Annotated in this window: 24 protein-coding genes and 1 other annotated feature; of the genes, 6 read left to right on the top strand and 18 right to left on the bottom strand. The window is 58.4% G+C overall.

From position 1 onward, the window contains the following. Positions 1–38: 38 nt before the first annotated feature. The 3 genes from ilvN to ivbL form a co-directional block, all read right to left on the bottom strand. Positions 39–326, bottom strand: a complete 288-nt coding sequence (ilvN, locus tag MOQ06_RS18260) for an acetolactate synthase small subunit (protein ID WP_001171659.1) — start codon at positions 324–326, stop codon at positions 39–41. Between the two features lie 3 nt (positions 327–329). After that, entirely contained in the window at positions 330–2018 is a 1689-nt protein-coding gene (gene ilvB, locus MOQ06_RS18255) for an acetolactate synthase large subunit (RefSeq protein ID WP_242174278.1), read from the bottom strand. A gap of 104 nt (positions 2019–2122) precedes the next feature. Beyond that, positions 2123–2221 carry an ilvB operon leader peptide IvbL gene (gene ivbL / locus MOQ06_RS18250; RefSeq protein WP_071830013.1) on the bottom strand — a complete coding sequence of 33 codons (99 nt, stop codon included), beginning with the start codon at positions 2219–2221 and terminating at the stop codon, positions 2123–2125. A gap of 521 nt (positions 2222–2742) precedes the next feature. On the opposite strand from ivbL, the gene tisB reads away from it, so the two are divergent. From tisB to emrD, 4 genes are all read left to right on the top strand, one after another. Next, positions 2743–2832, top strand: a complete 90-nt coding sequence (gene tisB / locus MOQ06_RS22565; protein ID WP_047347446.1) for a type I toxin-antitoxin system toxin TisB — start codon at positions 2743–2745, stop codon at positions 2830–2832. 64 nt (positions 2833–2896) lie between these two features. Beyond that, positions 2897–3343 carry a GNAT family N-acetyltransferase gene (locus MOQ06_RS18245; protein ID WP_148420376.1) on the top strand — a complete coding sequence of 149 codons (447 nt, stop codon included), beginning with the start codon at positions 2897–2899 and terminating at the stop codon, positions 3341–3343. A gap of 62 nt (positions 3344–3405) precedes the next feature. Continuing rightward, complete coding sequence (locus tag MOQ06_RS18240) at positions 3406–4239, top strand: DMT family transporter (RefSeq protein ID WP_242174275.1); 834 nt, start codon at positions 3406–3408, stop codon at positions 4237–4239. A gap of 175 nt (positions 4240–4414) precedes the next feature. Further along, positions 4415–5599 (top strand): multidrug efflux MFS transporter EmrD, encoded by a 1185-nt coding sequence (gene emrD, locus MOQ06_RS18235; RefSeq protein ID WP_193355441.1) that lies wholly within the window; start codon positions 4415–4417, stop codon positions 5597–5599. On the opposite strand, the gene MOQ06_RS18230 is transcribed toward emrD, so the two are convergent. Together MOQ06_RS18230 and dsdC are read right to left on the bottom strand one after the other, a co-directional pair. Next, complete coding sequence (locus MOQ06_RS18230; protein WP_242174273.1) at positions 5502–6590, bottom strand: cellulase family glycosylhydrolase; 1089 nt, start codon at positions 6588–6590, stop codon at positions 5502–5504. The genes emrD and MOQ06_RS18230 overlap by 98 nt on opposite strands. A gap of 84 nt (positions 6591–6674) precedes the next feature. Further along, positions 6675–7589 (bottom strand): DNA-binding transcriptional regulator DsdC, encoded by a 915-nt coding sequence (dsdC, locus tag MOQ06_RS18225; RefSeq protein WP_242174271.1) that lies wholly within the window; start codon positions 7587–7589, stop codon positions 6675–6677. A 121-nt stretch (positions 7590–7710) separates the two neighbouring features. Here dsdC and dsdA point away from each other — a divergent pair, with 121 nt between their 5' ends. Further along, on the top strand, positions 7711–8997 hold the full coding sequence (gene dsdA, locus MOQ06_RS18220) for a D-serine ammonia-lyase (RefSeq protein ID WP_242174270.1): 1287 nt from the start codon (positions 7711–7713) through the stop codon (positions 8995–8997). Positions 8998–9028: 31 nt separating this feature from the next. On the opposite strand, the gene MOQ06_RS18215 is transcribed toward dsdA, so the two are convergent. From MOQ06_RS18215 to ibpA, 5 genes are all read right to left on the bottom strand, one after another. Further along, a complete protein-coding gene (locus MOQ06_RS18215; protein ID WP_176609124.1) occupies positions 9029–9376 on the bottom strand; it encodes a DUF202 domain-containing protein in 348 nt (115 codons plus the stop codon). Continuing rightward, complete coding sequence (locus MOQ06_RS18210; RefSeq protein WP_148420369.1) at positions 9366–9713, bottom strand: DUF202 domain-containing protein; 348 nt, start codon at positions 9711–9713, stop codon at positions 9366–9368. The genes MOQ06_RS18215 and MOQ06_RS18210 overlap by 11 nt, the downstream gene beginning before the upstream one ends. Positions 9714–9805: 92 nt before the next feature. Next, entirely contained in the window at positions 9806–11467 is a 1662-nt protein-coding gene (locus MOQ06_RS18205; protein WP_148420368.1) for a putative transporter, read from the bottom strand. A 153-nt stretch (positions 11468–11620) separates the two neighbouring features. Further along, positions 11621–12049 (bottom strand): small heat shock chaperone IbpB, encoded by a 429-nt coding sequence (ibpB, locus tag MOQ06_RS18200; RefSeq protein WP_148420367.1) that lies wholly within the window; start codon positions 12047–12049, stop codon positions 11621–11623. A gap of 136 nt (positions 12050–12185) precedes the next feature. Continuing rightward, the gene (ibpA, locus tag MOQ06_RS18195) at positions 12186–12596 is read right to left on the bottom strand and encodes a small heat shock chaperone IbpA (RefSeq protein WP_006177605.1); all 411 of its coding nucleotides are present in this window, start codon (positions 12594–12596) and stop codon (positions 12186–12188) included. Further along, positions 12590–12663, bottom strand: a sequence feature (ROSE (Repression Of Heat Shock gene Expression) occurs in the 5'-region of heat shock genes and acts as an RNA thermometer to modulate expression.). Its footprint overlaps the gene before it by 7 nt. A 249-nt stretch (positions 12664–12912) precedes the next feature. Here ibpA and MOQ06_RS18190 point away from each other — a divergent pair. Continuing rightward, positions 12913–13245, top strand: coding sequence for a YceK/YidQ family lipoprotein (locus tag MOQ06_RS18190; protein WP_148420365.1), 333 nt, complete (start codon positions 12913–12915; stop codon positions 13243–13245). On the opposite strand, the gene MOQ06_RS18185 is transcribed toward MOQ06_RS18190, so the two are convergent. The 8 genes from MOQ06_RS18185 to gyrB form a co-directional block, all read right to left on the bottom strand. Then, positions 13242–14471, bottom strand: coding sequence for a DUF3748 domain-containing protein (locus tag MOQ06_RS18185; protein ID WP_242174268.1), 1230 nt, complete (start codon positions 14469–14471; stop codon positions 13242–13244). The two genes, MOQ06_RS18190 and MOQ06_RS18185, sit on opposite strands and share 4 nt — an antisense overlap. A gap of 51 nt (positions 14472–14522) precedes the next feature. Beyond that, on the bottom strand, positions 14523–15860 hold the full coding sequence (locus MOQ06_RS18180; RefSeq protein ID WP_161177384.1) for an MFS transporter: 1338 nt from the start codon (positions 15858–15860) through the stop codon (positions 14523–14525). A 127-nt stretch (positions 15861–15987) separates the two neighbouring features. After that, positions 15988–17136, bottom strand: coding sequence for a galactonate dehydratase (gene dgoD, locus MOQ06_RS18175; protein ID WP_176609130.1), 1149 nt, complete (start codon positions 17134–17136; stop codon positions 15988–15990). Next, positions 17133–17750 carry a 2-dehydro-3-deoxy-6-phosphogalactonate aldolase gene (locus MOQ06_RS18170; RefSeq protein ID WP_242174265.1) on the bottom strand — a complete coding sequence of 206 codons (618 nt, stop codon included), beginning with the start codon at positions 17748–17750 and terminating at the stop codon, positions 17133–17135. The genes dgoD and MOQ06_RS18170 overlap by 4 nt, the downstream gene beginning before the upstream one ends. Then, positions 17734–18612, bottom strand: coding sequence for a 2-dehydro-3-deoxygalactonokinase (locus MOQ06_RS18165; protein WP_242174264.1), 879 nt, complete (start codon positions 18610–18612; stop codon positions 17734–17736). Before MOQ06_RS18165 ends, MOQ06_RS18170 begins: the two co-directional genes overlap by 17 nt. Then, a complete protein-coding gene (gene dgoR, locus MOQ06_RS18160) occupies positions 18609–19298 on the bottom strand; it encodes a D-galactonate utilization transcriptional regulator DgoR (RefSeq protein WP_003861109.1) in 690 nt (229 codons plus the stop codon). The genes MOQ06_RS18165 and dgoR overlap by 4 nt, the downstream gene beginning before the upstream one ends. Before the next feature lie 226 nt (positions 19299–19524). Next, positions 19525–20337 carry a sugar-phosphatase gene (gene yidA, locus MOQ06_RS18155; RefSeq protein ID WP_242174262.1) on the bottom strand — a complete coding sequence of 271 codons (813 nt, stop codon included), beginning with the start codon at positions 20335–20337 and terminating at the stop codon, positions 19525–19527. 197 nt (positions 20338–20534) lie between these two features. After that, entirely contained in the window at positions 20535–22946 is a 2412-nt protein-coding gene (gene gyrB / locus MOQ06_RS18150; RefSeq protein WP_148420357.1) for a DNA topoisomerase (ATP-hydrolyzing) subunit B, read from the bottom strand. Positions 22947–22969 lie beyond the last annotated feature (23 nt).

Below are 22969 nucleotides of genomic sequence, written 5' to 3'. Positions count from 1 at the left end.
TTAACGATAAGCGCGCGGGTGTTCAAGCAATGAGCGATTTATTCGAAGAACACCGCAATTTTGTTAAACATGGTGGGATCGGACTGGTTGCGCGCCACTCTGGTGACGTCTTCCAGCTTGTCGATCTGCGCCATCATCTGCTCCAGACGCTGGTCATCGTTGACCAGCAGCCAGATGCGGCTGTGCTCGCTGCCCTGAATCGGCAGACAGAGAATGCCTTCCACGTTAAACGCGCGGCGGGCAAAAAGCCCGCAGACGTGCGTCATGACGCCAGGGTGGTTGCGGACGGTGAGTTCCAGAATGACGTTTTCATGTTGTTTCTGCATGGCTTATTCCCCCACCATCTCAGTATTTGCCGCACCCGGCGGCACCATCGGATACACTTTTTGCTGCGCGTCGATACGCACGTGGATCAGCGCCGGGCCAGGGCGGGAGATCGCCGCCTGCAGCGCCGCGTGGGCGTCCTCTTCCGCGTTCAGATCGCAGGTATGCAGGCCAAAACCGGCGGCAATCTGCATAAAGTTGATCGTCCCCGGATAGGTCGCGGCAAACACGCCCTGCTTGTAGAACAGGCTCTGCTGCTGGTGCACCAGCCCCAGCGCCTCGTTGTTCATCAGGATGATTTTGACGTCCAGCTGGTTTTCCGCCGCGGTGGCCATCTCCTGAATGTTCATCATCAGGCTGCCGTCGCCGGAGAAGCAGATCACCTTGCGGTCAGGGTTGGCGAGCGCCGCACCCACGGCGGCAGGCAGGCCAAAGCCCATGGTGCCGAGGCCGCCAGAGGTCAGCCACTGGCGCGGGCGGTTCAGCGGATAGGCCTGCGCGGTCCACATCTGGTGTTGCCCCACATCGGTGGTAATAATCGCGCTGTCGTCCACGCAGGCGGCCACGGCGTTAATCAGCCCGTAGTGGCTCAGCGGGTCGCCTTCGGACGGGATGGCGCCCGGGAACTCGCGCTGCAGATCGGCCACCAGCTGACGCCAGTCGGCGCGGTCAGTTGCGTCCGTTTGCGGAATCAGCTGCGCCAGCACTTCCGCTACGTCACCCTGAATCGCCACGTGCGGCTGCTTGATTTTACCCAGCTCGGCGCGGTCGATATCCACGTGAATGATTTTGGCGTTCGGGCAGAACTGCTCGGTTTTGCCGATCGCCCGGTCATCAAAACGCGCGCCCATAACGATCAGCAAATCCGCTTCTTGCAGGATGTAGTTGGTGCTGCGCGCCCCGTGCATGCCCAGCATCCCCAGAGAAAGCGGGTGCGCTTTGGGCAGCATGCCCAGCGCCATCAGGGTCATGGTGGTGGGCAGGTTAGCTTTTTCAGCGAACTGACGGATTTCATCCGCGGCGTTGATTGCCCCGCCGCCCAGATAGAGCACCGGACGTTTGGCTGCGTTAATCATGGCGGCGGCGTCGCTCACGCTCTCAGCGCTGAATTCGGGCGCGGGCGCGCGGTCGCCCGGCTCCGGCAGCACGTCGATCTCAATTTCTGCGGTCTGGACATCCTTAGGAATGTCTATCCACACCGGGCCCGGGCGGCCAGACTGCGCAATGCGGAACGCATCGCTGATAACCTGAGGAAGCTCGCTGATATCGCGAACTAAATAGTTATGTTTGGTGATGGGGATAGAGATGCCGTAGGTATCCACTTCCTGGAACGCGTCGGTACCGATCATCGAGGACGGCACCTGACCGGTAATGCAGATCAGCGGAATGGAGTCGAGCCGCGCGTCGGCGATGGCGGTCACCAGGTTGGTTGCGCCCGGCCCGCTACAGGCCATGCAGACCGCCGGTTTGCCCTGCGTACGCGCCATGCCCTGAGCGATAAAGCCTGCCCCCTGCTCGTGGCGCGCCAGCACGTGGCGGATCTGCGTGCTCTGGCTTAACGCATCGTACAGCGGCAGCACCGTGCCGCCAGGGATGCCCGCAACCGTGGTAATGCCCTGTCGTTCCAGTAAATGAACAATCAGCTGCGCGCCTGTAAAGCGCGTCTTTGAGGATGTTGTGCCCGAACTTGCCATGCTCCAGTCCTTTTATGGGCCGACTTTCCGGGGAGGGGTCCTAAACGAAAAACCCCGCCCGGTTTGCGCCGGCGGGGTTTTGGATTCGTGTGTTGATCCAGTCCCTACGGCGCATTGCCGACGACCACCACCACACGCACGACGACCACTGCGGCTGGTTGCGCAGTTTTTAGTAGGGTCGCGGTGTTCATGGATGCAGTCATGGGGGACCTGTGTTTGGAATCATTGATTGAATTTATACAAACACAGGTTTTCGTACGTGACAATGGAAATATTTTCATCTGCGCAAAAATGCGTCAGGGATCACGTTTCGTTTGATGAGGGATGAAAACAAAAAACCCCGCCTAAGCGAGGTTTTTTTCAGGGTTTTGCGGTTGGTCGCCGCAGAACACACTGTGTTACGTCAACGCAAAAAGTATACGCGATCGAACACGAACGCGCAATTCCGGCACGGATTTTGACGTTTTTGAGTATGGATTGCCTTCCACATTTTGTCCACAAAATACTGTTCATGCATACAGTATTTATCTATACTGAGTATGTTCGCAGTGAGCGAGGGGGCCGCAGTTCTACCGGCGCAACGAAGTCCTGGCTGAAACGGGTGGTGCCGTCAGTGCCTTAACCCCTGAAGTGAGCACACTGTGTTACGTCAATCCAGGTGCTGGCCACAGGCGGCGGAAAGGTACGCCAGCATCGTGCTCCTTTTAACCAAAAGGAGACGCGTATGAGCGTCGTGGATATGGTGATACTTATCCTCAAACTCATTGTTGCTGTACTGCAACTGCTTGATGCTGTCCTGAAATTCATTCGGTGATTCAGGTTCAAGTCGCACCTGAGAGGGGCGGGCAACCGCCCCTCTTTAATAACGAGGGAATGCTATGTCGCGTCTGTTAATTGAGCCTGTCACACCGGACGAGCCGGGGTATATTGCCCTGAAGGCCGAGAGTATCGCCTTAAATTTCAGCATGCTGCGCAGGCTGGAAGAGAACTGGCAGCGTGGAGAAAATCGTTTTAACGCGCCGGGCGAAAAGCTGCTGGGCGCGTTTCTCAACGGCAGGCTGGTGGGCGTGTGCGGCCTTAACCGCGATCCGTTCAGCCAGCAGCCGCGCGCCGGACGCATTCGGCATCTCTACGTCAGCGAGAAGTGCCGCGGGATGGGGATTGGTAAACAGCTTTTAGCCGTGGTGATGGCCGACGCCAGCATCTGGTTTGATTTTCTGAATACCCATGCGCCGGACGCTGCGTTCGGGTTCTATCACCGGGCGGGTTTTACGCTGGTCTCGGACGAACCCCGGGTAACGCACCGCCTGTTTTGCGCGGTGTAGACGGGTAGCAGCATCGACGGGTGAATGTTACAGTTGGATGACATTTCGCCATCCGGTACGCCATGACCATCACCGTTTTCTGCATTCTGCTGTTCGCCGCACTGCTGCATGCCAGCTGGAACGCCATTGTTAAAGCCGGAACGGACAAGCTCTATTCCGCCATTAGCGTCAGCGGCTCCGCCGCGCTTATTGCCCTGATTTTACTGCCCTTCTCTGCGCAGCCTTCCGCCGCCAGCTGGCCATATTTGTTCGTCTCCTGCGCCTTACAGGTGGTGTATACGGTTCTGGTGGCAAAAACCTATCAGGTCTCCGACATGAGCCAGACCTATCCGCTGATGCGCGGCACCGCGCCGCTGCTGGTGGCGCTGGCCAGCGTGCTGATGCTCGGGGATAGCCTCTCCTGGCTCGCCTGGAGCGGTATTGGCACGATCTGCCTTTCTATTCTGGCGATGTCGATGCACGGGCGCGTGCAGTCACGCAAGGGGATCTGGCTTGCCCTGCTGAACGCCTGTTTTATCGCCGGGTATACGCTGGTGGACGGTACCGGGGTGCGGTTAGCGGATTCCGCGCTGGGCTACACGCTCTGGACCTTCTTCATGAACGGCGCCTGCCTGCTGGGCTGGGCGATGGTGGCGCGCCGCCGTGAAGCGTCCGGCTACCTGCGCCTGCACTGGAAAAAAGGATTGCCCGGCGGCGTTGCCACCATGGGCTCTTACGGCCTGGCGCTCTGGGCGATGACGCAGGCGCCGCTGGCCGTGGTCGCGGCGCTGCGTGAAACCTCGATTCTCTTCGGCACAGCCATTGCATTTGTGCTTTTAAAAGAGAAGGTTAGCGGCCTGCGCGTCGCGGCCGCGCTGGGAATTGCCGCTGGCGCGATCCTGCTGCGCCTCGCGTAATCCACTGGCAACATTAGTTGCCGATATTGTTTACAAATCCTGCCTTTTCCGCTTTTCCCATTCACCACGACAATGCTTAAATTGTCATCCCTCTGTGGTAGATTCCTCGCGCATTTATGGGAATGCGTAGTCACTTATTCTTCTTTTCTCTCTTTTGGCAAAAGTATTCAGCGACATGAAAAAGCAACGGAACGTGAACTTATTGTTGATGCTGGTGTTACTCGTGGCCGTCGGTCAGATGGCGCAAACGATCTACATTCCGGCTATTGCCGATATGGCAAAAGACCTGAACGTTCGCGAAGGCGCGGTTCAGAGCGTGATGGCAGCCTACCTGCTGACCTACGGCGTTTCGCAACTCATCTACGGCCCGCTCTCCGATCGCGTCGGGCGCCGCCCGGTGATCCTGGTGGGTATGAGCATTTTCATGGTGGCGACGGTGATTGCCATTGCTACCCATAGCCTGACCGTACTGATTGCCGCCAGCGCCCTTCAGGGCGTGGGCACGGGCGTCGGCGGAGTCATGGCGCGTACCCTGCCGCGCGATATGTACCAGGGCACCCAGCTTCGTCACGCCAACAGCCTGTTAAACATGGGCATTCTGGTCAGCCCGCTCCTCGCGCCGCTGATTGGGGGGCTGCTTGATACCGTATGGTCCTGGCGCGCCTGCTACGCCTTCCTGCTGGTGCTGTGCGTGATTGTCACCTTCAGCATGGCGCGCTGGATGCCGGAAACGCGGCCGCAGGACGCGCCGCGCACCCGGCTCATCACCAGCTACAAAACGCTGTTCGGCAACGGGGCGTTTACGTGCTACCTGCTGATGCTGATCGGCGGACTGGCGGGTATCGCGGTATTCGAGGCCTGCTCCGGCGTGCTGCTGGGGGCGGGTCTGGGCCTGAGCAGCATGGTGGTAAGCATTCTGTTTATTCTGCCGATCCCGGCGGCGTTCTTCGGAGCATGGTTCGCCGGTCGCCCGAACAAGCGCTTCTCCACGCTGATGTGGCAATCGGTCATTAGCTGCCTGCTGGCCGGGCTGATGATGTGGATCCCGGGGCTGTTTGACGTCATGTCGGTCTGGACGCTACTCGTCCCGGCGGCGCTGTTCTTCTTCGGCGCGGGCATGCTGTTCCCGCTCGCCACCAGCGGCGCGATGGAGCCGTTCCCGTTCCTGGCGGGCACCGCGGGCGCGCTGGTGGGCGGTTTGCAGAACATCGGTTCCGGCGCGCTGGCCTGGCTGTCGGCGATGATGCCGCAGACCGGGCAGGCTAGTTTAGGTTTGCTGATGACCCTGATGGGGCTGCTGATTTTGCTATGCTGGCTGCCGCTGGCGTCGCGTGTTTCACATCACGAGCAGCCGGTTTAACCGCACGATGGCCCGGCTTCTCGCCGGGCTTTTCACAGACGGGCGCAATCATCGCCTGTAATAACGGCTCTGGCGCAGGCCGCCAGGCACCCTCTTCCCCGTCGTAAAACTGGACATCGGCGTTCAGCGCATACGGAATTTTCGCCTGCTGCAGCTCGCAGGCCATAAACGTTGCGAACGCCATTTGCGAGGCGGTTGGCGTCAGGCTTTGTGATTCTCCCACGCCCCAGCCGCCAACCCAGCTGACGTGCCCGGTTTTTTGCTGCCAGCGCAGCGCGGTAGTGATGCGGTTACGGATCGCCGCTTTCTCCGCCGCCGTGCCGGAGGTCCACGGGTATCTACCGTTAATTTTTAGCGGCCCCCACGGAAAGATATGCCACTCCGCCAGCAGATAGCTCTGGCTATGGGCAGGCAGCTTCAGGCTGGATAAATCCTCCGGCGCGGCGCGCAGGCGCGGTGCGATGAAGATCATGCGCTGCGGGTCGATGTCGTGGATTGCCTTAATGCTTTTTTCATAGACGCGGTTTAACGACGCGAGGTTGTGGTTCAGCCTGTCGGTTGGCTCGTAAATGAGGTCAAAACCGAGCAGCGGGTAGCTGTGGCTAAAATAGTGCGCCACGGCAATCCACCAGCCGATCGTCTCTTTCTCGGTATCGGCTTTCGGGTCATTTTTATATCCATCGGCCTGATAAGCAACGATTGGGATCACGCCGTACTGCCTGCAGGCCTCCACCAGCTTGCGCAGGTGAATCAGCCGCGCTTCCGTCGGCTCGCCCGCCACACGAATACGCACGTGCGTTATGCCCTTCGCCCGAAAATCGCGGACCACCAGCGGGTCGAACTCGCGGATGCCGCGCTCGGTGCGCGCCCAGTCCACGTCCATCCCCACGCCCAGCAACTGCGCGTATCGGGCAGCCGTGAGGGGCGGCTCAGCGGCACAGGCCCAGCCGGAAGCGATCGCTAACAGGGTGACAATGAAAGCCTTTAGCACGGTTTATCCAGGACACATCAATAGCATTACCTGTATTTAGCACGCTTTTTCACATTTGGTGTAGCGCCAAAGCGTAATAATTCTTCAGCCTGCCTGCTCCCTCAGCCAGCCGATAAAGGCATCGATTTTCGGCCACTGGCGGCCGGTAAGCGTGGAGATGTAATAGTGCTGATGGCATTTGAGAGCCTTGCTGCCAAACGGGGCGATGAGCTCGCCCCGCTCAAGCCGCTTTTGCACCAGCCGCTTTCTGCCCATCGCCACGCCCAGGTGATTAACGGCCGCGATAATCGCTAAGTCTGAGCGATCGAAACCCATCCCCGACGATGGCGGCATATTCACCGCAAAATGCTGCGCCCAGCTTAGCCACTCATCCGTGCCGGTATCATTGCTCCAGGCCTGACGGTCATGCAGCAGCGTGCAGTGGCCGAGCTGCGCGGGGTTTTCCAGCAGCGCATGCTCGCGGGCGTAGGTCGGCGAGCAGACGGGCAAAATCTCTTCGTCCATCAAAAAGTGATGGGAGACGTGGTTTGGCGGCGTATCGTCGAAGTAGAGCGCCAGATCGATCCCCGTTCGCTGCATGTTAACGTAATCATTGCCGGTCAGGACGGTGAGCGAAATCGACGGGTAGCGGCGGGTAAAGTCGCCCAGCATGGGTACCAGCCAGCACTGGGCGATGGACGGCCGTGAATAGACCGTCAGCGTGCCGGAGAGCGCCTGGTTTTTAATATCCAGGATCTCCTGATTCAGGGTGTCGAGGGACGATTTAAGGGTCCAGTAAACGCGCTTTCCCTCCTGCGTCAGCTCCACCTTACGGTGCGAGCGGATAAACAGCTGAATGCCCAGCTCCTCTTCCAGCAGGCTGATGCGGTGGCTCACCGCGCTGGGTGTCAGGGACAGCTCAGCGGCTGCCAGCGCAAAAGATTCATACCGGGCCGCCGCTTCAAAGGTGTGCATTTTTGACAGCTGCCAGCCGTTTAGCCGTCGCTTATCTTCCTCCATCGCCCTCATCTCTTCGTGGTTGGTTCAATCTGGTTCACCTGAAACGCAATTTATATCATTTGTCAGTATGCCTCTTTTTTTTGCTTAATACCGGATGAAACCCCTTGCGAAGAGATGGACGATGAAAAGCGCAACGATCAACGCGTTAACCGCACAGTTTCCTCTGGTTGAGGACCTGATTGCCCTGAAAGAGACCACCTGGCTTAACCCGAGCACCACCACGCTTGCCGAAGGGTTGCCCTACGTCGGGCTGACCAAAGCCGACGTGGACGACGCGCACGCTCGCCTTAACCGCTTTGCGCCGTATCTGGCGAAAGCCTTCCCGGAGACGGCCGCCACGAAGGGGATTATTGAATCTGAGCTGGTTGCCATTCCGGCAATGCAGGCGCGGCTGGAGAAAGAATCTGGCAAATCCGTTCCCGGCACGCTGCTGCTGAAAAAAGACAGCCACCTGCCGATCTCCGGCTCGATTAAAGCGCGCGGCGGCATTTATGAGGTGCTGGCCCACGCGGAGAAGCTGGCGCTGGAAGCCGGGTTGCTGAGCGTGGAAGACGATTACAGCATCCTGCTGGAGCCGCGCTTTAAGGACTTCTTCAGCCAGTACAGCGTTGCGGTAGGCTCAACCGGCAACCTGGGGATGTCCATCGGGATCATGAGCGCGCGCATTGGCTTTAGGGTGACGGTGCATATGTCTGCCGACGCCCGCGAGTGGAAGAAGGCCAGGCTGCGCGGCCACGGCGTGACCGTCGTGGAGTACGAGCAGGATTACGGCGTGGCGGTGGAGCAGGGTCGTAAAGCAGCGGAAAGCGATCCGAACTGCTTCTTTATTGACGATGAGAATTCACGCACCCTGTTCCTGGGCTATTCGGTGGCGGGCGAGCGCCTGAAGGCGCAGTTTGCCGCACAGGGGCGCGTGGTGGATGCGGAGCATCCGCTGAACGTCTATCTGCCGTGCGGCGTTGGCGGCGGCCCGGGCGGCGTGGCGTTTGGCCTTAAGCTGGCTTTTGGCGATAATGTGCACTGCTTCTTTGCCGAGCCGACCCACTCGCCGTGCATGCTGCTGGGGGTTTATACCGGCCTGCATGACGAGATCGCCGTGCAGGATCTGGGTATCGACAACGTCACGGCGGCTGACGGGCTGGCGGTAGGTCGGGCGTCCGGCTTTGTCGGCCGCGCGATGGAGCGCCTGCTTGACGGGTTCTATACCCTGTCCGATCAAAGCATGTACGACATGCTCGGCTGGCTGGCACAGGAGGAGGGGATCCGTCTGGAGCCGTCGGCGCTGGCGGGGATGGCCGGGCCGCTGCGCGTGCAGTCTGATGCCGGCGTTACCCACCTGGTATGGGCAACCGGCGGCGGCATGGTGCCGGAAGATGAGATGGCGAAATATTTAGCAAAAGGCCGATAATTGCAGGCCCGGTAAGGCGTAACCGCCGGGCTTACAGGCTCACTATTTGCTGAATATGCGTCACCGCAAACAGCAGCGACAGCAACAATACCGCCAGCGCGATCAGGAACTTGTCCCGCACGGCTTTCGGCTGCACAAAATCGCTCTGCGCCACATCCATCAGGTTACGGCTGCGGGTGTAGCGCCATAAAATGAGGGCCACCAGCGCCAGCACCACCAGCGCGATCCAGAATGGCCCTCCCGTGCGGTGCCAGTTATGCTTTATCGCCAGGGCGATGAGCGCGCCATATCCCAGCAGGGTCCGCAACCACGCGAGCGAGGTACGCTCCGGCTGCAGGCCGGGATCGGCTTCGCGGCGCGCTTTGCGGCTATCCGGCATAGAACACCAGCACCATCACTACGCCAGCGACGGCCAGCAGTATCGTACTGATGATGAGCAGGCCTCGCGTATAGGGGAGATCCTGCTTCAGACGCATCGCCTTTTCATTTCGCAGCCAGCGCAAATAGCCATAAATCGCCAGTACGCCCGCAAACAGGCACAGCAGCAGGGCGAGTACTTCGCGGATCGCCGGGGTAGCAAAATCGGGAGCGAGCTGGTCAAGCCCAACGCCTGCGGCCAGAAAGCCCAGCGCCGTGCGGATCCACGCTAAAAAGGTACGCTCGTTTGCCAGAGAGAAGCGATAGTCCGGTGCTTCACCGAGGCGGGAAAGTTTCATGAAGGCTCCTTGTCTTGCTGCGGGCAGGCTTCAGCATAGCGTAAAATGGCAGGGACAAGGAGACCGGCATCGGGCGATGCCGGTCAGCGAAACTAGCCTATTCCCCAGAACAGCACCGCCAGTAGCTGCGGGGTGATGATGCGCAGGAACATCACCAGCGGATAAACCGTGGCATACGACAGCGCCGCCGCGCCGCTGGTGGCGTGCAGATTATTTGCAAAAGCCAGCGCGGGCGGGTCGGTCATCGAGCCCGCCAGCATGCCGCACAGCGTCAGATAGTTCATTTTAGCGAACATTCGCGCCAGTATCCCGACCGTTAGCAGCGGGATAGCGGTGATAAAAATGCCGTATCCTACCCAGCTGATCCCGTCGCCGTTCACCAGGGTATCAACAAAATCGCCGCCCGATTTCAGCCCAACCACCGCCAGGAACAGCACGATGCCTAACTCCCGCAGCGCCAGGTTAGCGCTCGGGGGCATAAACCAGTAAAGCTTACCGATGGAGCCGATACGCCCAAGGATCAGCGCCATTATCAGCGGTCCGCCCGCCAGACCCAGCTTGAGCGCGACCGGGAAGCCGGGCACGTACAGCGGAATGGAGCCAAGCATGACGCCAAGCCCGACGCCGATAAATACCGGCAGCATCTGCACCTGCTGAAGCTTCTGCTGCGCGTTGCCCACCATGTCCGCCACCGCATCAATGGAGGCCGGACGCCCGACCAGGTTGAGAATATCACCAAACTGCAGGCTGGCATCCTGGCTTGCGACCAGCTCGACGCCGGCGCGATTAAGCCGGGAGATCACGACGTCATAGCGCTCTTTTACCTGCAAATCGCGGATTTTCTTGCCTAATACTTTCTCGTTTGTGACCACCACGCGCTCCACGCGCATGTCCGTACCGCGGGTGGAGAGCGAGGTATCCACCTCCTGGCCAATCACTAGCCGTGCGTTGTTTAAATCCGCCGGCTGTCCTACCAGGTGCAGGAGGTCGCCGTGCTGAATAAGGGTGCCGGGCGAGGGCACCATCAGCGTTTCATCGCGTTTCAGCCGCGAGCAAATAATGGTTGCGCTGTTCAGGATGGGTACGTCCTGAATCGCCATATTATTGAGGTTAGGGTTTTCGACGCGGATGTTTATGGTTTTGATCAGCGTATGGCCGTTGGTCAGCGTGCTTTCATGGTCCTTTGCCTCCTGCTCAACGTTAACGCGGAACAGCACGCGCACCAGCCACATCGAGAGCAAAATGCCGCAGATGCCGAACGGATAGGCCATGGCGTAGCTCATGCCCATCTGATCGACGACGTCGAAAGGGATACCCAAATCGCGCAGAATTTGCTGCCCCGCCCCGAGCGCGGGCGTGTTGGTGACGGCCCCGGAGAAGATGCCCAGCACCACGGGCAGCGGGATGGCGAAGAGCTTATGCAGAATGGCGGTGACCAGCCCACCCATCACGACAATGCCGAAAGCAAAGAGGTTGAGCCGTAAACCGGAGACGCGCAGCGAAGCGAAGAAACCCGGGCCCACCTGAATGCCGATGGTATACACAAAGAGGATCAGGCCGAACTCCTGGATGAAATGCAGCATATCGGCGCTGAGCACCCACCCAAGCTGGTCGGCAAAATGGCCGACGAAAATCCCGCCAAACAGCACTCCTCCGATGCCAAACCCGACGCCGCGGATTTTGATATTTCCCAGCCACAGCCCCACTACCGCGACAAGGGCCAACACGCTGACGGTTAACGCGATATCACTCATGATCCACTTCCTGTGTATAACCATAGGTATACTAAGGATTCTCTCAGAGCTGGCGGCGGCTGTATGGGCGATGGCGCACAAAAAAGCCCTGCCGGGGCAGGGCTTTAACTTTTCACCCTCTCCCTGGGGGAGAGGGTTAGTGTGACACAGCTATTAGCTGTTCAGCGCCGGACGCTCGCTAATGGCGATGCGCTGGGGCGCAATGGCTTCCGGCACGTTACGGGTAAGATCGATGTTCAGCAGCCCGTTAGTGAACGTCGCGCCAGAAACTTCCATATGGTCTGCCAGGGTAAAGCTCAGGCTAAACGGCTGAGTTACCAGCCCCTGGTGCAGCCATTTGGTCTCGGTTTCCGGTTTTTCCGGCGACCCTTTCACGGTCAGGCGCGTACCCTCAAGCTGAATGTCGAGATCTTCCTGACGGAATCCGGCCAGCGCAAGCGTGATGCGGTAGTGGTTATCGTCGCTTTTTTCGATGTTGTACGGCGGAAACGTCTGCTGTTCGGTCGCGCTTTGCAGGGCGTTAGCCAGTTTGTCAAAACCAATCCACTGACGCAGCAGAGGGGAAAAATCATAGTTACGCATACTAAATCTCCTTCTGAGAAGCGAGTTCGGCACAGTTTAATTTTGTGCACAATTGTTCCTGCAAATCCTTATGGATTCGCATATGCTCCCGTTACGGCAAGCAGTTTCAGATGGGCCGCTTTCGCGACCCGCACAATTAGTTGATTTCGATACGGCGCGGTTTTTTCTCTTCCGGAATCACACGTTCCAGTTCGATAAACAGCAGGCCGTTGACCAGGTTCGCGCCCTTAACGTGAATGTTTTCGGCGAGCTGGAACTTGCGTTCAAAGTTGCGCTCGGCAATGCCCTGGTAAAGGTAGGTACGTTCTTTCTGCTCGGCCGTATGGGAGCCTTTCACCACCAGCAGGTTATCCTGCGCGGTGATCTCCAGTTCGCTCTCTGCGAAACCGGCAACAGCGATCGCGATGCGATAGTGGTTTTCGTCAACCAGTTCAACGTTGTAGGGAGGATAGCCGTTGCTCTGGCTCTGATTGTTTTCTAAATGGTTGAACAGGCGATCGAAACCAATGGCAGAACGGTATAGCGGAGAGAGATCGAAATTACGCATAGATTAAAACTCCTGAAATCAGCGAGAAAATGTAGCCTTCCACCATGGACAGGCTTCTGTTTCCCCGAACACCCATCAGGCGTGTTCGTTATCGGGTTACATTCTTAAAATGGGTCTGGTTACGGGCTTTTCAAGCGTATTTATGTGAGATTTTTTTGCACTTTGCTGGTTGTCGCATAGACTCAGGGGCAACAGCACAAAGGGTTAAATTGCGATGGCCTCCACAGTGCGGACGTTTTGCGCTGTCCATTTTGTACCAGCCTCGCTATAACCCTGAGTTGCAGGTCAATGCCGTGCTAATAATGATGACTGAGTGATGATGAGAAATGTTCTGATTAAGCTGGCGACGTTCAGCGGGGTTGTTTTACTTTGCGGGTGTTCGAGCGTGATGTCTCACACCGGCGGTAAAGAAGGAACATATCCAGGGACGCGCGCCAGCGCCGCAATGATCTCTGACGATGAGACGAACTGGGGCACCAAATCTCTGGCGATTCTTGATATGCCATTTACTGCGGTTGCCGATACGCTTCTGCTGCCGTGGGACATGTTCCGCACCGACAGCTCCGTGCGCTCGCGCGTGGAGAAAAGCGAGCAGGAAAATCTGGCGACCAACTCCGTCATTCCGCCCGCCGCGATGCCTCCACGCTAGTCCCGTGCGGTTTCCGTTAGCCACAGCTGGCGGAAACCCGCTTTATCCTCCATCCACGCAATAAAACGCCCGTCCGGCGAAAACACGACGGCGTCAGCAGACGGCGGGTTGCCATGATCGGACGTCAAAAACGTGACCTCACCGGTCCGCGCATCGCAGCAGGCAACGCGGCCTTCAAGCACAAAACCCAGCGCGTTGCCGGAAGGATGCCAGTTGAACGCCGACTGAATATCGCTCTCATTGTGGGTTAACTGGCGCGGCTCGCCGCCCTCAGGTGCGATAAGCCACAGCTGCACAACGCCGCTATCGTCGCGCATTAAAAACGCAATCTGCGTCCCCTGCGGGTTGCTGCGCACCCAGTGGCGCGGCACGTTAACCAGCCCCGGATACGCCTTCTGATGGGTGAAGGTTAAGCGGCGCTGCAGCACGTCAGCAGGCGGTGCTGGCATCGTCTCTGGCGTACCCTGCAATGGCGCATCGCCCGCCCGCTTCCAGCCCTGCTCGTCCTGGGGCAGATCGACAATAAACAGTTCGGGTACCTTTTCGCCTTTCGCAGACAGGGTATCGCCAATAAACGCCAGCCTGCCGTTGCCCACCCAGCCCTCTTCATAGGCGCGGCCGATCTCATCGCTGCCCGGTTTTGGATCCGGCGTGGTGCGGCTCACCAGCACGCTCCAGAATGTGCCGGCATATTCCCGCGGATGGTTCCCCTGCGGGTGCACCGGGCCAAAAGGCGTTGCCACCCCGACGTTACGCAAATCCAGCTTCGGATCGCGCTCGTGCAGCACGTGGTCGTTATAGGTAAAGCTGACGAACTGCCCGTTCGGGCTGAAGACGTGGACGTGACTGCCGCCGCGCAGCGCGCCGGCCGTGTAAGGCGCGGTGATATCCATCGCATCAAGGTTGCTCACCAGGCCATTGTGCGCAATCACCCCCTGACGATGATGAAAATCATACTGCCACTCTGCGTCCGGTTTTTTCGGGCCGTGGATAAAAACGTATTTCTCCTGTGCCGGATGAACGGTCACCACGCCAACGTGCGCGCCGTCAGTGGCCCGGTAGATCACGTCAACCTCGCCCGTAAAGACGTTTACCCGCTCGATGGTTTCACCGGTGAACGACGCGCCTGACGGGCGCACATCATAAGCAAGCCACTGGCTGTCCGGTGTCCAGGTATTGATATTGGTGAGCTGGTGGTTGCGGGAAGCGAAGGTGATTTGTTTCATGGACGTACCCTGATGCGCGGTTTTCGCATCAGGGTAAAACATCCGAAGGGATTAGCCTACTCGTTTCACGTCGCCCACCAGCAGGATATAGGAGAGCGCCCCGATCAGCGCCACGGCGGAGATGTAGACCAGAGCCGGACCAAAGCCATAGTCCTGCGCCAGGTAGCCGATGACCAGCGGCACGGTGATCCCGCCCAGCCCGCCTACGAAGTTGAACACGCCCCCGGTCAGGCCGATCAGACGCATCGGCGCCAGAGACGACACCAGCGACCAGGTGATGGAGGCAAAACCGTTTCCGAAGAACGCCACCGCCATCAGGGTCATAATCCATACCGGATCGTTGGTGTAGTTAGCGCCCATGATGCAGGTAGAGATCAGCAGCCCGCAGATAATCGGCGTTTTGCGCGCAACGCCCAGTGAGAAACCTTTTTTCACCAGCTTGTCCGCCAGCCAGCCCGAAAGCAGCACCCCGAAGAAGGCCGCCAGGAACGGTACGGTCGTCATAAAACCCGCCTTCAGCGCGGTAATCCCCTTCTCCTGGGTCAGGTAGTTCGGGAACCAGGTGAGGAAGAACCACAGCGTCGACGTGACCGCAAACTGGCCCAGATACACGCCCACCAGCTTACGATGGAAGACCAGCTTCCAGTCCGCGCGGGTTAGCGGCTGACGCGCCTCTTTTTTCACCGGGGCATCGCCGTCCACCAGACCGCCACCGTCGCGGATGTAGTCCAGCTCGGCTTTGGTGATGCTTTTGGTCAGACGCGGCGGCTGATAGACCTTAAACCAGATAAGCGACCAGATAATGCCGATCCCGCCGGTGACGATAAACACCCAGTGCCAGCTCAGCAGCTCCTGGATCCAGATTAGCAGCGGCGTCAGGAACGCCAGGCCAACAAACTGCCCGGAGGTGTAGAAGCCCACGGCAGAGGCACGCTCATGCTCCGGGAACCAGCTGGTCACCATGCGGTTGTTGGTCGGGAACGCTGGCGCTTCAAACACCCCGGTGATGGCGCGCAGGCCAATCAGCGACATCAGCCCGGTCGCGAAGCCCTGGAACAGGGTCGCCACGGACCAGCCTAAAATGGCGATAAAGTAGGTCAGGCGCGACCCCACGCGGTCAAGGAACCAGCCGCCGGGGATCTGGCAGAGCGTATAAAGCCAGGCAAACGCCGAAAAGACATAGCCCATTTCCGCTTTGGTGATCCCAAACTCTTCCTGAATATGGGCCGATGCCACGGCAAGGTTGGCGCGATCTACATAGCAAATGACCACGGTAATAAAAATCATAATTAGCGTCAGGTAGCGGCGACGCCCGGTCTTTGTAGCAGTAACTGGAATATCCATCGCAATCTGTCTCCAGATTTTGGGCATAGCGAAGCCGCTCACCATGCCCTGTAATTTACAGAGGGTGTATTTGGTTTTTTTAATTAAAAACGTAAACAGAATGCGCTAAGTAATTCGTGCTGGGGTAAGAAAACGCAGCCAACGCATCACCAGCGCGAAGTATGACGCGCATTTACCATTCCGCTACGCTTCCATCCTCATGGCGCCACAGCGGGTTACGCCAGTCCGGCGTATTTTTACTCAGCTCAATGACTTTGGCTTCGTCAACTTCCACGCCAAGGCCCGGCTTCGTTAACGGTTTAAAGAAACCGCCTTCCATGCTGAAGTCTTCTTTGTTTTTCACAAAGTCGAGCAGCTCCGCGCCCTTGTTATAGTGAATACCCATGCTTTGCTCCTGGAACACCGCATTACGGGAGACAAAGTCGACGTGCAGGCAGGCCGCCAGCGCAATCGGCCCGAGCGGACAGTGCGGCGCCAGCGCAACATCGTAGGCTTCCGCCATGCCGGCAATTTTGTAGCATTCGGTGATGCCGCCCGCATGGGAGAGATCCGGCTGCAGGATCGCAACGCCGCCCGCCTCCAGCACGCGTTTAAACTCGAAGCGCGAGAACATGCGTTCACCCGCCGCGATTGGAATGTGCGTCTGTTCTGCCAGTTTCGGGTAGTACTCTGCCTGCTCGGCCAGCACCGGCTCTTCGATAAACAGCGGGCGGTACGGCTCCAGCTCTTTGATCAGCACCTTAGCCATCGGCGCGCTGACGCGTCCGTGGAAGTCCAGGCCAAACTCAATCTCGTTGCCGAAGGCCTCGCGGATTTGCGCCACGGTATTCACCGCCCGGTCTACGGCGCGGGAGTTATCGACAATCCCCATCTCTTCGCAGCCGTTGAGCTTAAAGGTATCGAACCCGATGCCGCGCAGCTTGTGTATACCGTCGATCACCTCTGCCGGACGGTCGCCGCCTACCCAGCTGTAGGCCTTGATTTTGTCGCGCACCAGGCCGCCCATCAGCTGCCAGACCGGGGCATTCAGCACTTTGCCTTTGATATCCCACAGCGCCTGGTCGATACCGGCGATGGCGCTCATCAGAATCGGGCCGCCGCGGTAGAAGCCCGCCCGGTACATCACCTGCCACAGGTCGTTGATGCGCGCCGGATCCTGACCAATCAGGTATTCCCCCAGCTCATGCACGGCGGCCTCAACCGTGCGCGCGCGGCCTTCAATCACCGGCTCGCCCCAGCCAACCACGCCTTCATCGGTTTCGATTTTCAGGAACATCCAGCGCGGGGGTAAACGGTACGTGGTGAGTTTGGTTATTTTCATTGCACTGCCTCTCGATACGCTTTCACAAATGCTGCCGCCTGCTGCGCGGTACGCTCCACGGACTGTCCGGCGCGATAGAGATCGCTGCCCAGCCCAGCGCCCGCGCAGCCTGCCTTCATCCACTGCGCCAGGTTTTCTGGCGTTACGCCGCCCACGGCAAAGACCGGCACGCTGGCGGGTAAAACCGCTTTTAGCGCTTTGATGTAATCCGGGCCAAAGGCCGACGACGGGAAAATTTTGAGCGTCTGCGCGCCCGCATCGAGAGCGGTAAAGGCTTCGGTAGCCGTAGCGCATCCCGGGCAGACGGTCATGCCGTAGCCCACCGCCCGACGGATGACCTCGGGGTTGATGTTGGGGGTGACGATGAGTTTGCAGCCCATCTTCGCCAGCCTGTCCACCTGCTCCGGCTGTAACACGGTTCCCGCGCCAATCAGCGCGTTATCGCCATAGGCATCCACCACGGCCGGAATGCTTTTTTCCCATTCCGGGGAGTTGAGCGGGATTTCCACCGCGTCGAAACCGGCGTCGATAACCGCGCCGACGTGGGCAAGCGCCTCATCGGGCGTAATGCCGCGTAAAATTGCGATAAGGGGAAGACTAGTTTGCCACTGCATGAGCGATGCTCCTTATTCCTGCCTGAAATGCCGTGTCGCCTTCCACCGCAGCAACATCCCGACCGATGGCGCGAAACGCCTGCCGGTAACGAGACGTCAGCGATGAGCCCGCGACGAGGGTGATGGTCTGCTGCCCGGCGAACGCGTCGGCCAGGGAGGCGACTTCCGCGCCAATCAGCAGGCCGGACAAAAATTCGCTAACCTCCTCGCGCGGGAGATTTCCCAGCACGTGCGAAGCGCGAACCTCAAAAATCTGTGGCAAAACGGCAGGGGAGGCGATCCCGCGCTCAAGCCCGGCGGCAAACGCCTCCGGCGACGGAACCTGCTCAGGCAAACCGGCGCCCACCAGCGAATGCCTAAGCAGCAAATGGTGTAATTCGCCGGTCATCACGGTGCGAAAATCATGAATTTGCCCGGCATCGGTCTGCACCCATTTGCAGTGCGTACCGGGCATAACGTAGATGGGAGAGGGAGAGAGAGCGCGCGCGCCGAGCAGCTGTGTCTCTTCGCCGCGCATCACGTTATGGTTATCGTCGCGAGAGACGCACAGGCCGGGAATAATCCAGACATTGTCGTCAACGGACGTTAACTGCTCGCCAATGGCGGCAAAATGGGCCGGAACAGGCAGATAGGGGGCAACCTTCCAGCCCACGTTACTGCCGACCATTCCCGCCATCACCACCGGCGTAGCGCCGTCGCGCCAGTCTTGCGTCACTTCTGCTAACACCGCCTCCGGGGATTTACCGTTCAGGCGCGTCACGCCCGCCTCTGATTGCCTGCTTTCCAGGCATTGCTCGCCCTGGTACAGCCAGGCGCGCAGGTTGGTCGATCCCCAGTCAATTGCGATGTAGCGTGATGTCATGTGATTTCCTTCAACCTTCGTGTTGAGCTGGCAATCATGGTGAGAGCCGCCTGCTCTGCCGCATCGCCGTCCTGATGCCGTATCGCATCGAACAGCGCTTTATGTTCCTGGAGCGTTTTAGGCATGTTGGCCTCATCGCCCATCCAGGTACGTTCAAATACCGCTCGCTGTAGCGAGCTGATCGCCACGCTAAGCTGCTGTAACACCGGGTTATGCACCGACTGCAATACCGCCTCGTGATAGCGTATATCCGCCTCGTTGAACGCTTCCCGGTTCTGGTTATTGGCGATCATGTCGTTTAAAGCCGACTCAATCTGCGCCAGGTCGCCTGACGTTGCGCGCTCCGCTGCCCATCGGGCGATGGCCGGTTCCACCAGGTTTCGCACTTCACTCATCGCGCCGATAAGCCGCGGGTCGTAGTCGTTTTCCAGCACCCACTGCAGGACATCGGTATCGAGGTAGTTCCACTGGTTGCGCGGCGCGACAAACGCGCCGCGATAGCGCTTCATTTCAATCAACCGCTTCGCCATCAGCGAGCGGAACACTTCCCGGATGATGTTGCGCGAGGTTTCAAACTCTTCGCAAAGTTCGGCCTCCGCCGGCAGCGGCGAACCGGGAACGTATTTACCACCCACAATCTGAGTGCCCAGCGTGATGACAATGCGATCGGTTTTATTGAGTGTCATGGAGAGTCCTTGTGCTCTGTAAGTCCATCACTACTTTACCGCGACCGCTGAATTTCGCCTCACTTTTGCAGTACAAACGTGAAGCCTTTCGCCTTTGCCGTGACGATAATGTAGTACAATCATTTAATGTTGTACTACAATCCAGATCACAAAAAGAACAATCCGATAAATTCAGGGCCAAAAAAAGCCCCGGTTGATAACCGAGGCTGATGATTACGGGCAGCAGCTAGGACAGGACAAATTTCTCAATTGCGTAAGCCACGCCGTCTTCCAGATTAGATTTGGTGACGAAGTTCGCCACGTCTTTCACCGACGGGATCGCGTTATCCATCGCCACGCCCATGCCCGCATACTCGATCATCGCGATGTCATTCTCCTGGTCGCCCAGCGCCATAATCTCCTCAGGCTTAATGCCCAGCGCATCGGCAAGCGACTTCACGCCGGTGCCTTTATTGACGCGTTTATCGAGGATCTCGAGGAAGTACGGCGCGCTTTTCAGCACGGTGTATTTCTCTTTCACCTCTGCAGGAATGCGCGCAATGGCTTTGTCCAGAATCGCCGGTTCGTCGATCATCATTACTTTCAGGAACTGCGTCGCCGGGTCCATTTTTTCCGCTTCGCAGAACACCAGCGGGATGGTCGCGACGTAGGATTCATGCACCGTGTAGTAGCTGATATCGCGGTTAGCGGTATACAGCGTAGTGCGATCGAGCGCGTGGAAGTGGGATCCCACTTCGCGGGAGAGTTTTTCAAGGAACAGGTAGTCATCGTAGCTCAGCGCAGTTTGTGCCACCGTGCTGCCATCTGCGGCCTTTTGTACCAGCGCGCCGTTATACGTGATGCAGTAATCGCCCGGCTGATTCATGTGCAGCTCTTTCAGGTAGCTGTGCACCCCGGCATACGGGCGACCAGTGGTCAGCACCACGTTCACGCCTTTTTCGCGGGCGGCGGCGATCGCGTTTTTAACGGCGGGAGAGATGGTGTGGTCAGGCAGCAGCAGCGTGCCGTCCATATCGATTGCAATGAGTTTGATAGCCATGGGATCCCCGGTTCGAATGAGTCTGGACTCATGCTAACGCGATTCCGCTCAAAAAACACGGCAAGAAAGGAGGATGGGGTGTTGGAAGGGATTCCTCTTTTGCGCAGGTTTTTCCCCTCACCCTAACCCTCTCCCACAGGGAGAGGGAACTGTACACCCTCTCCCTGTGGGAGAGGGTTAGGGTGAGGGGGAGTTAGTTAAATATCGATATTCGCCGCTTTCAGGGCGTTCTCTTCGATGAAGGCACGACGTGGTTCAACCGCGTCACCCATCAGGGTGGTGAACAGCTGATCCGCTGCAATCGCGTCTTTAACGGTAACGCGCAGCATGCGGCGGCTTTCCGGATCCATGGTGGTTTCCCACAGCTGATCCGGGTTCATTTCGCCCAGACCTTTATAACGCTGAATAGAAAGGCCGCGACGGGACTCTTTCACCAGCCATTCCAGCGCCTGCTCGAAGCTTGCCACCGGCTGGCGGCGCTCGCCACGTTCGATGAACGCATCGTCTTCGATCAGACCGCGCAGCTTCTCGCCCAGGGTGCAGATACGGCGGTATTCCGGACCGGTCACAAACTCGTGCTCCAGCGGGTAGTCGGTGTCGACGCCGTGAGTACGGACGCGAACAATCGGCTCGAACTGCTGCGCCGCGTTCTGCTGAACGTCAAACTTCCACTGGCTGCCGTGCTGCTCTTTCTCGTTCAGCTCGCTCACCAGGGTGTTTACCCAGCGGGTCACGGCCTGCTCGTTGCTTAGATCGGCTTCGGTCAGGGTTGGCTGATAAATCAGCTCCTTCAGCAGCGCTTTCGGGTAGCGACGCTCCATACGGCCAATCATTTTCTGCGTGGCGTTGAACTCGGAGACCAGACGCTCCAGCGGCTCGCCGGCCAGCGCTGGCGCGCTGGAGTTTGCGTGCAGGGTCGCGCCATCAAGGGCGATCGCGATTTGATACTGATCCATCGCATCGTCATCTTTAATGTACTGTTCCTGCTTGCCTTTCTTCACTTTGTACAGCGGCGGCTGTGCAATGTAGACGTGGCCGCGCTCAACGATTTCCGGCATCTGACGATAGAAGAAGGTCAACAGCAGCGTACGAATGTGCGAGCCGTCGACGTCCGCATCGGTCATGATGATGATGCTGTGATAGCGCAGCTTGTCCGGGTTGTACTCGTCGCGACCGATACCGCAGCCGAGCGCGGTGATAAGCGTCGCCACTTCCTGAGAAGAGAGCATCTTGTCGAAGCGCGCTTTCTCAACGTTGAGGATTTTACCCTTCAGCGGCAGTATCGCCTGGTTCTTACGGTTACGGCCCTGCTTCGCAGAACCGCCCGCGGAGTCCCCTTCCACAAGGTACAGTTCAGACAGCGCCGGATCGCGCTCCTGGCAGTCAGCCAGCTTGCCCGGCAGGCCGGCTAAGTCCAGCGCGCCTTTACGACGGGTCATTTCACGGGCTTTACGCGCCGCTTCACGGGCACGGGCCGCATCGATAATTTTGCCCACCACGATTTTCGCGTCGGACGGGTTTTCCTGCAGGTAGTCGCTCAGCAGCTCGTTCATCTGCTGCTCAACCGCCGATTTCACCTCAGAAGAGACCAGCTTGTCTTTGGTCTGCGAGGAGAACTTCGGATCCGGCACCTTCACGGAAACAACAGCAATCAGGCCTTCACGGGCATCGTCGCCGGTGGCGCTGACTTTCGCTTTTTTGCTGTAGCCTTCTTTATCCATGTAGGCGTTCAGGGTACGGGTCATCGCCGCGCGGAAGCCCGCAAGGTGAGTACCGCCGTCGCGCTGCGGAATGTTGTTGGTGAAGCAGTAGATGTTTTCCTGGAAACCGTCGTTCCACTGCAATGCCACTTCCACGCCGATGCCGTCTTTTTCAGTGGAGAAATAGAAGATATTCGGGTGAATTGGCGTTTTGTTCTTGTTCAGGTACTCAACGAACGCCTTGATACCGCCTTCGTAGTGGAAGTGGTCTTCTTTGTTGTCGCGTTTGTCGCGCAGACGAATCGACACGCCGGAGTTCAGGAACGACAGTTCACGCAGGCGTTTCGCCAGGATGTCGTACTCAAACTCGGTAACGTTGGTGAAGGTTTCCAGGCTCGGCCAGAAACGCACCATGGTACCGGTTTTCTCGGTATCGCCGGTAACGGCCAGCGGGGCTTCAGGCACGCCGTGCTGGTAGATCTGGCGGTGAATTTTGCCTTCGCGCTGGATAACCAGCTCCAGCTTCTGCGACAGGGCGTTTACTACGGAAACCCCTACGCCGTGCAGGCCGCCGGAAACCTTATACGAGTTATCATCGAACTTACCGCCTGCGTGCAGAACGGTCATGATCACTTCCGCAGCAGATACGCCCTCTTCCGGGTGAATACCGGTTGGGATGCCACGACCATCATCGGTAACGGACACGGAGTTGTCCGCATGGATCGTGACCACGATGTCTTTACAGTGACCCGCGAGCGCTTCGTCGATAGCGTTATCTACCACCTCGAATACCATGTGGTGCAGACCGGTGCCGTCATCCGTGTCGCCGATATACATACCCGGGCGCTTACGCACCGCATCCAGTCCTTTCAGGACTTTGATACTGGAGGAGTCATAAGAATTCGACATCAACGTTTCTCGCTCATTTCAAC

The organism is Enterobacter sp. I4, assembly GCF_022669095.1.
GTDB lineage: Bacteria > Pseudomonadota > Gammaproteobacteria > Enterobacterales > Enterobacteriaceae > Enterobacter > Enterobacter pasteurii.
This window is presented reverse-complemented; position numbering and strand designations above follow the sequence as displayed.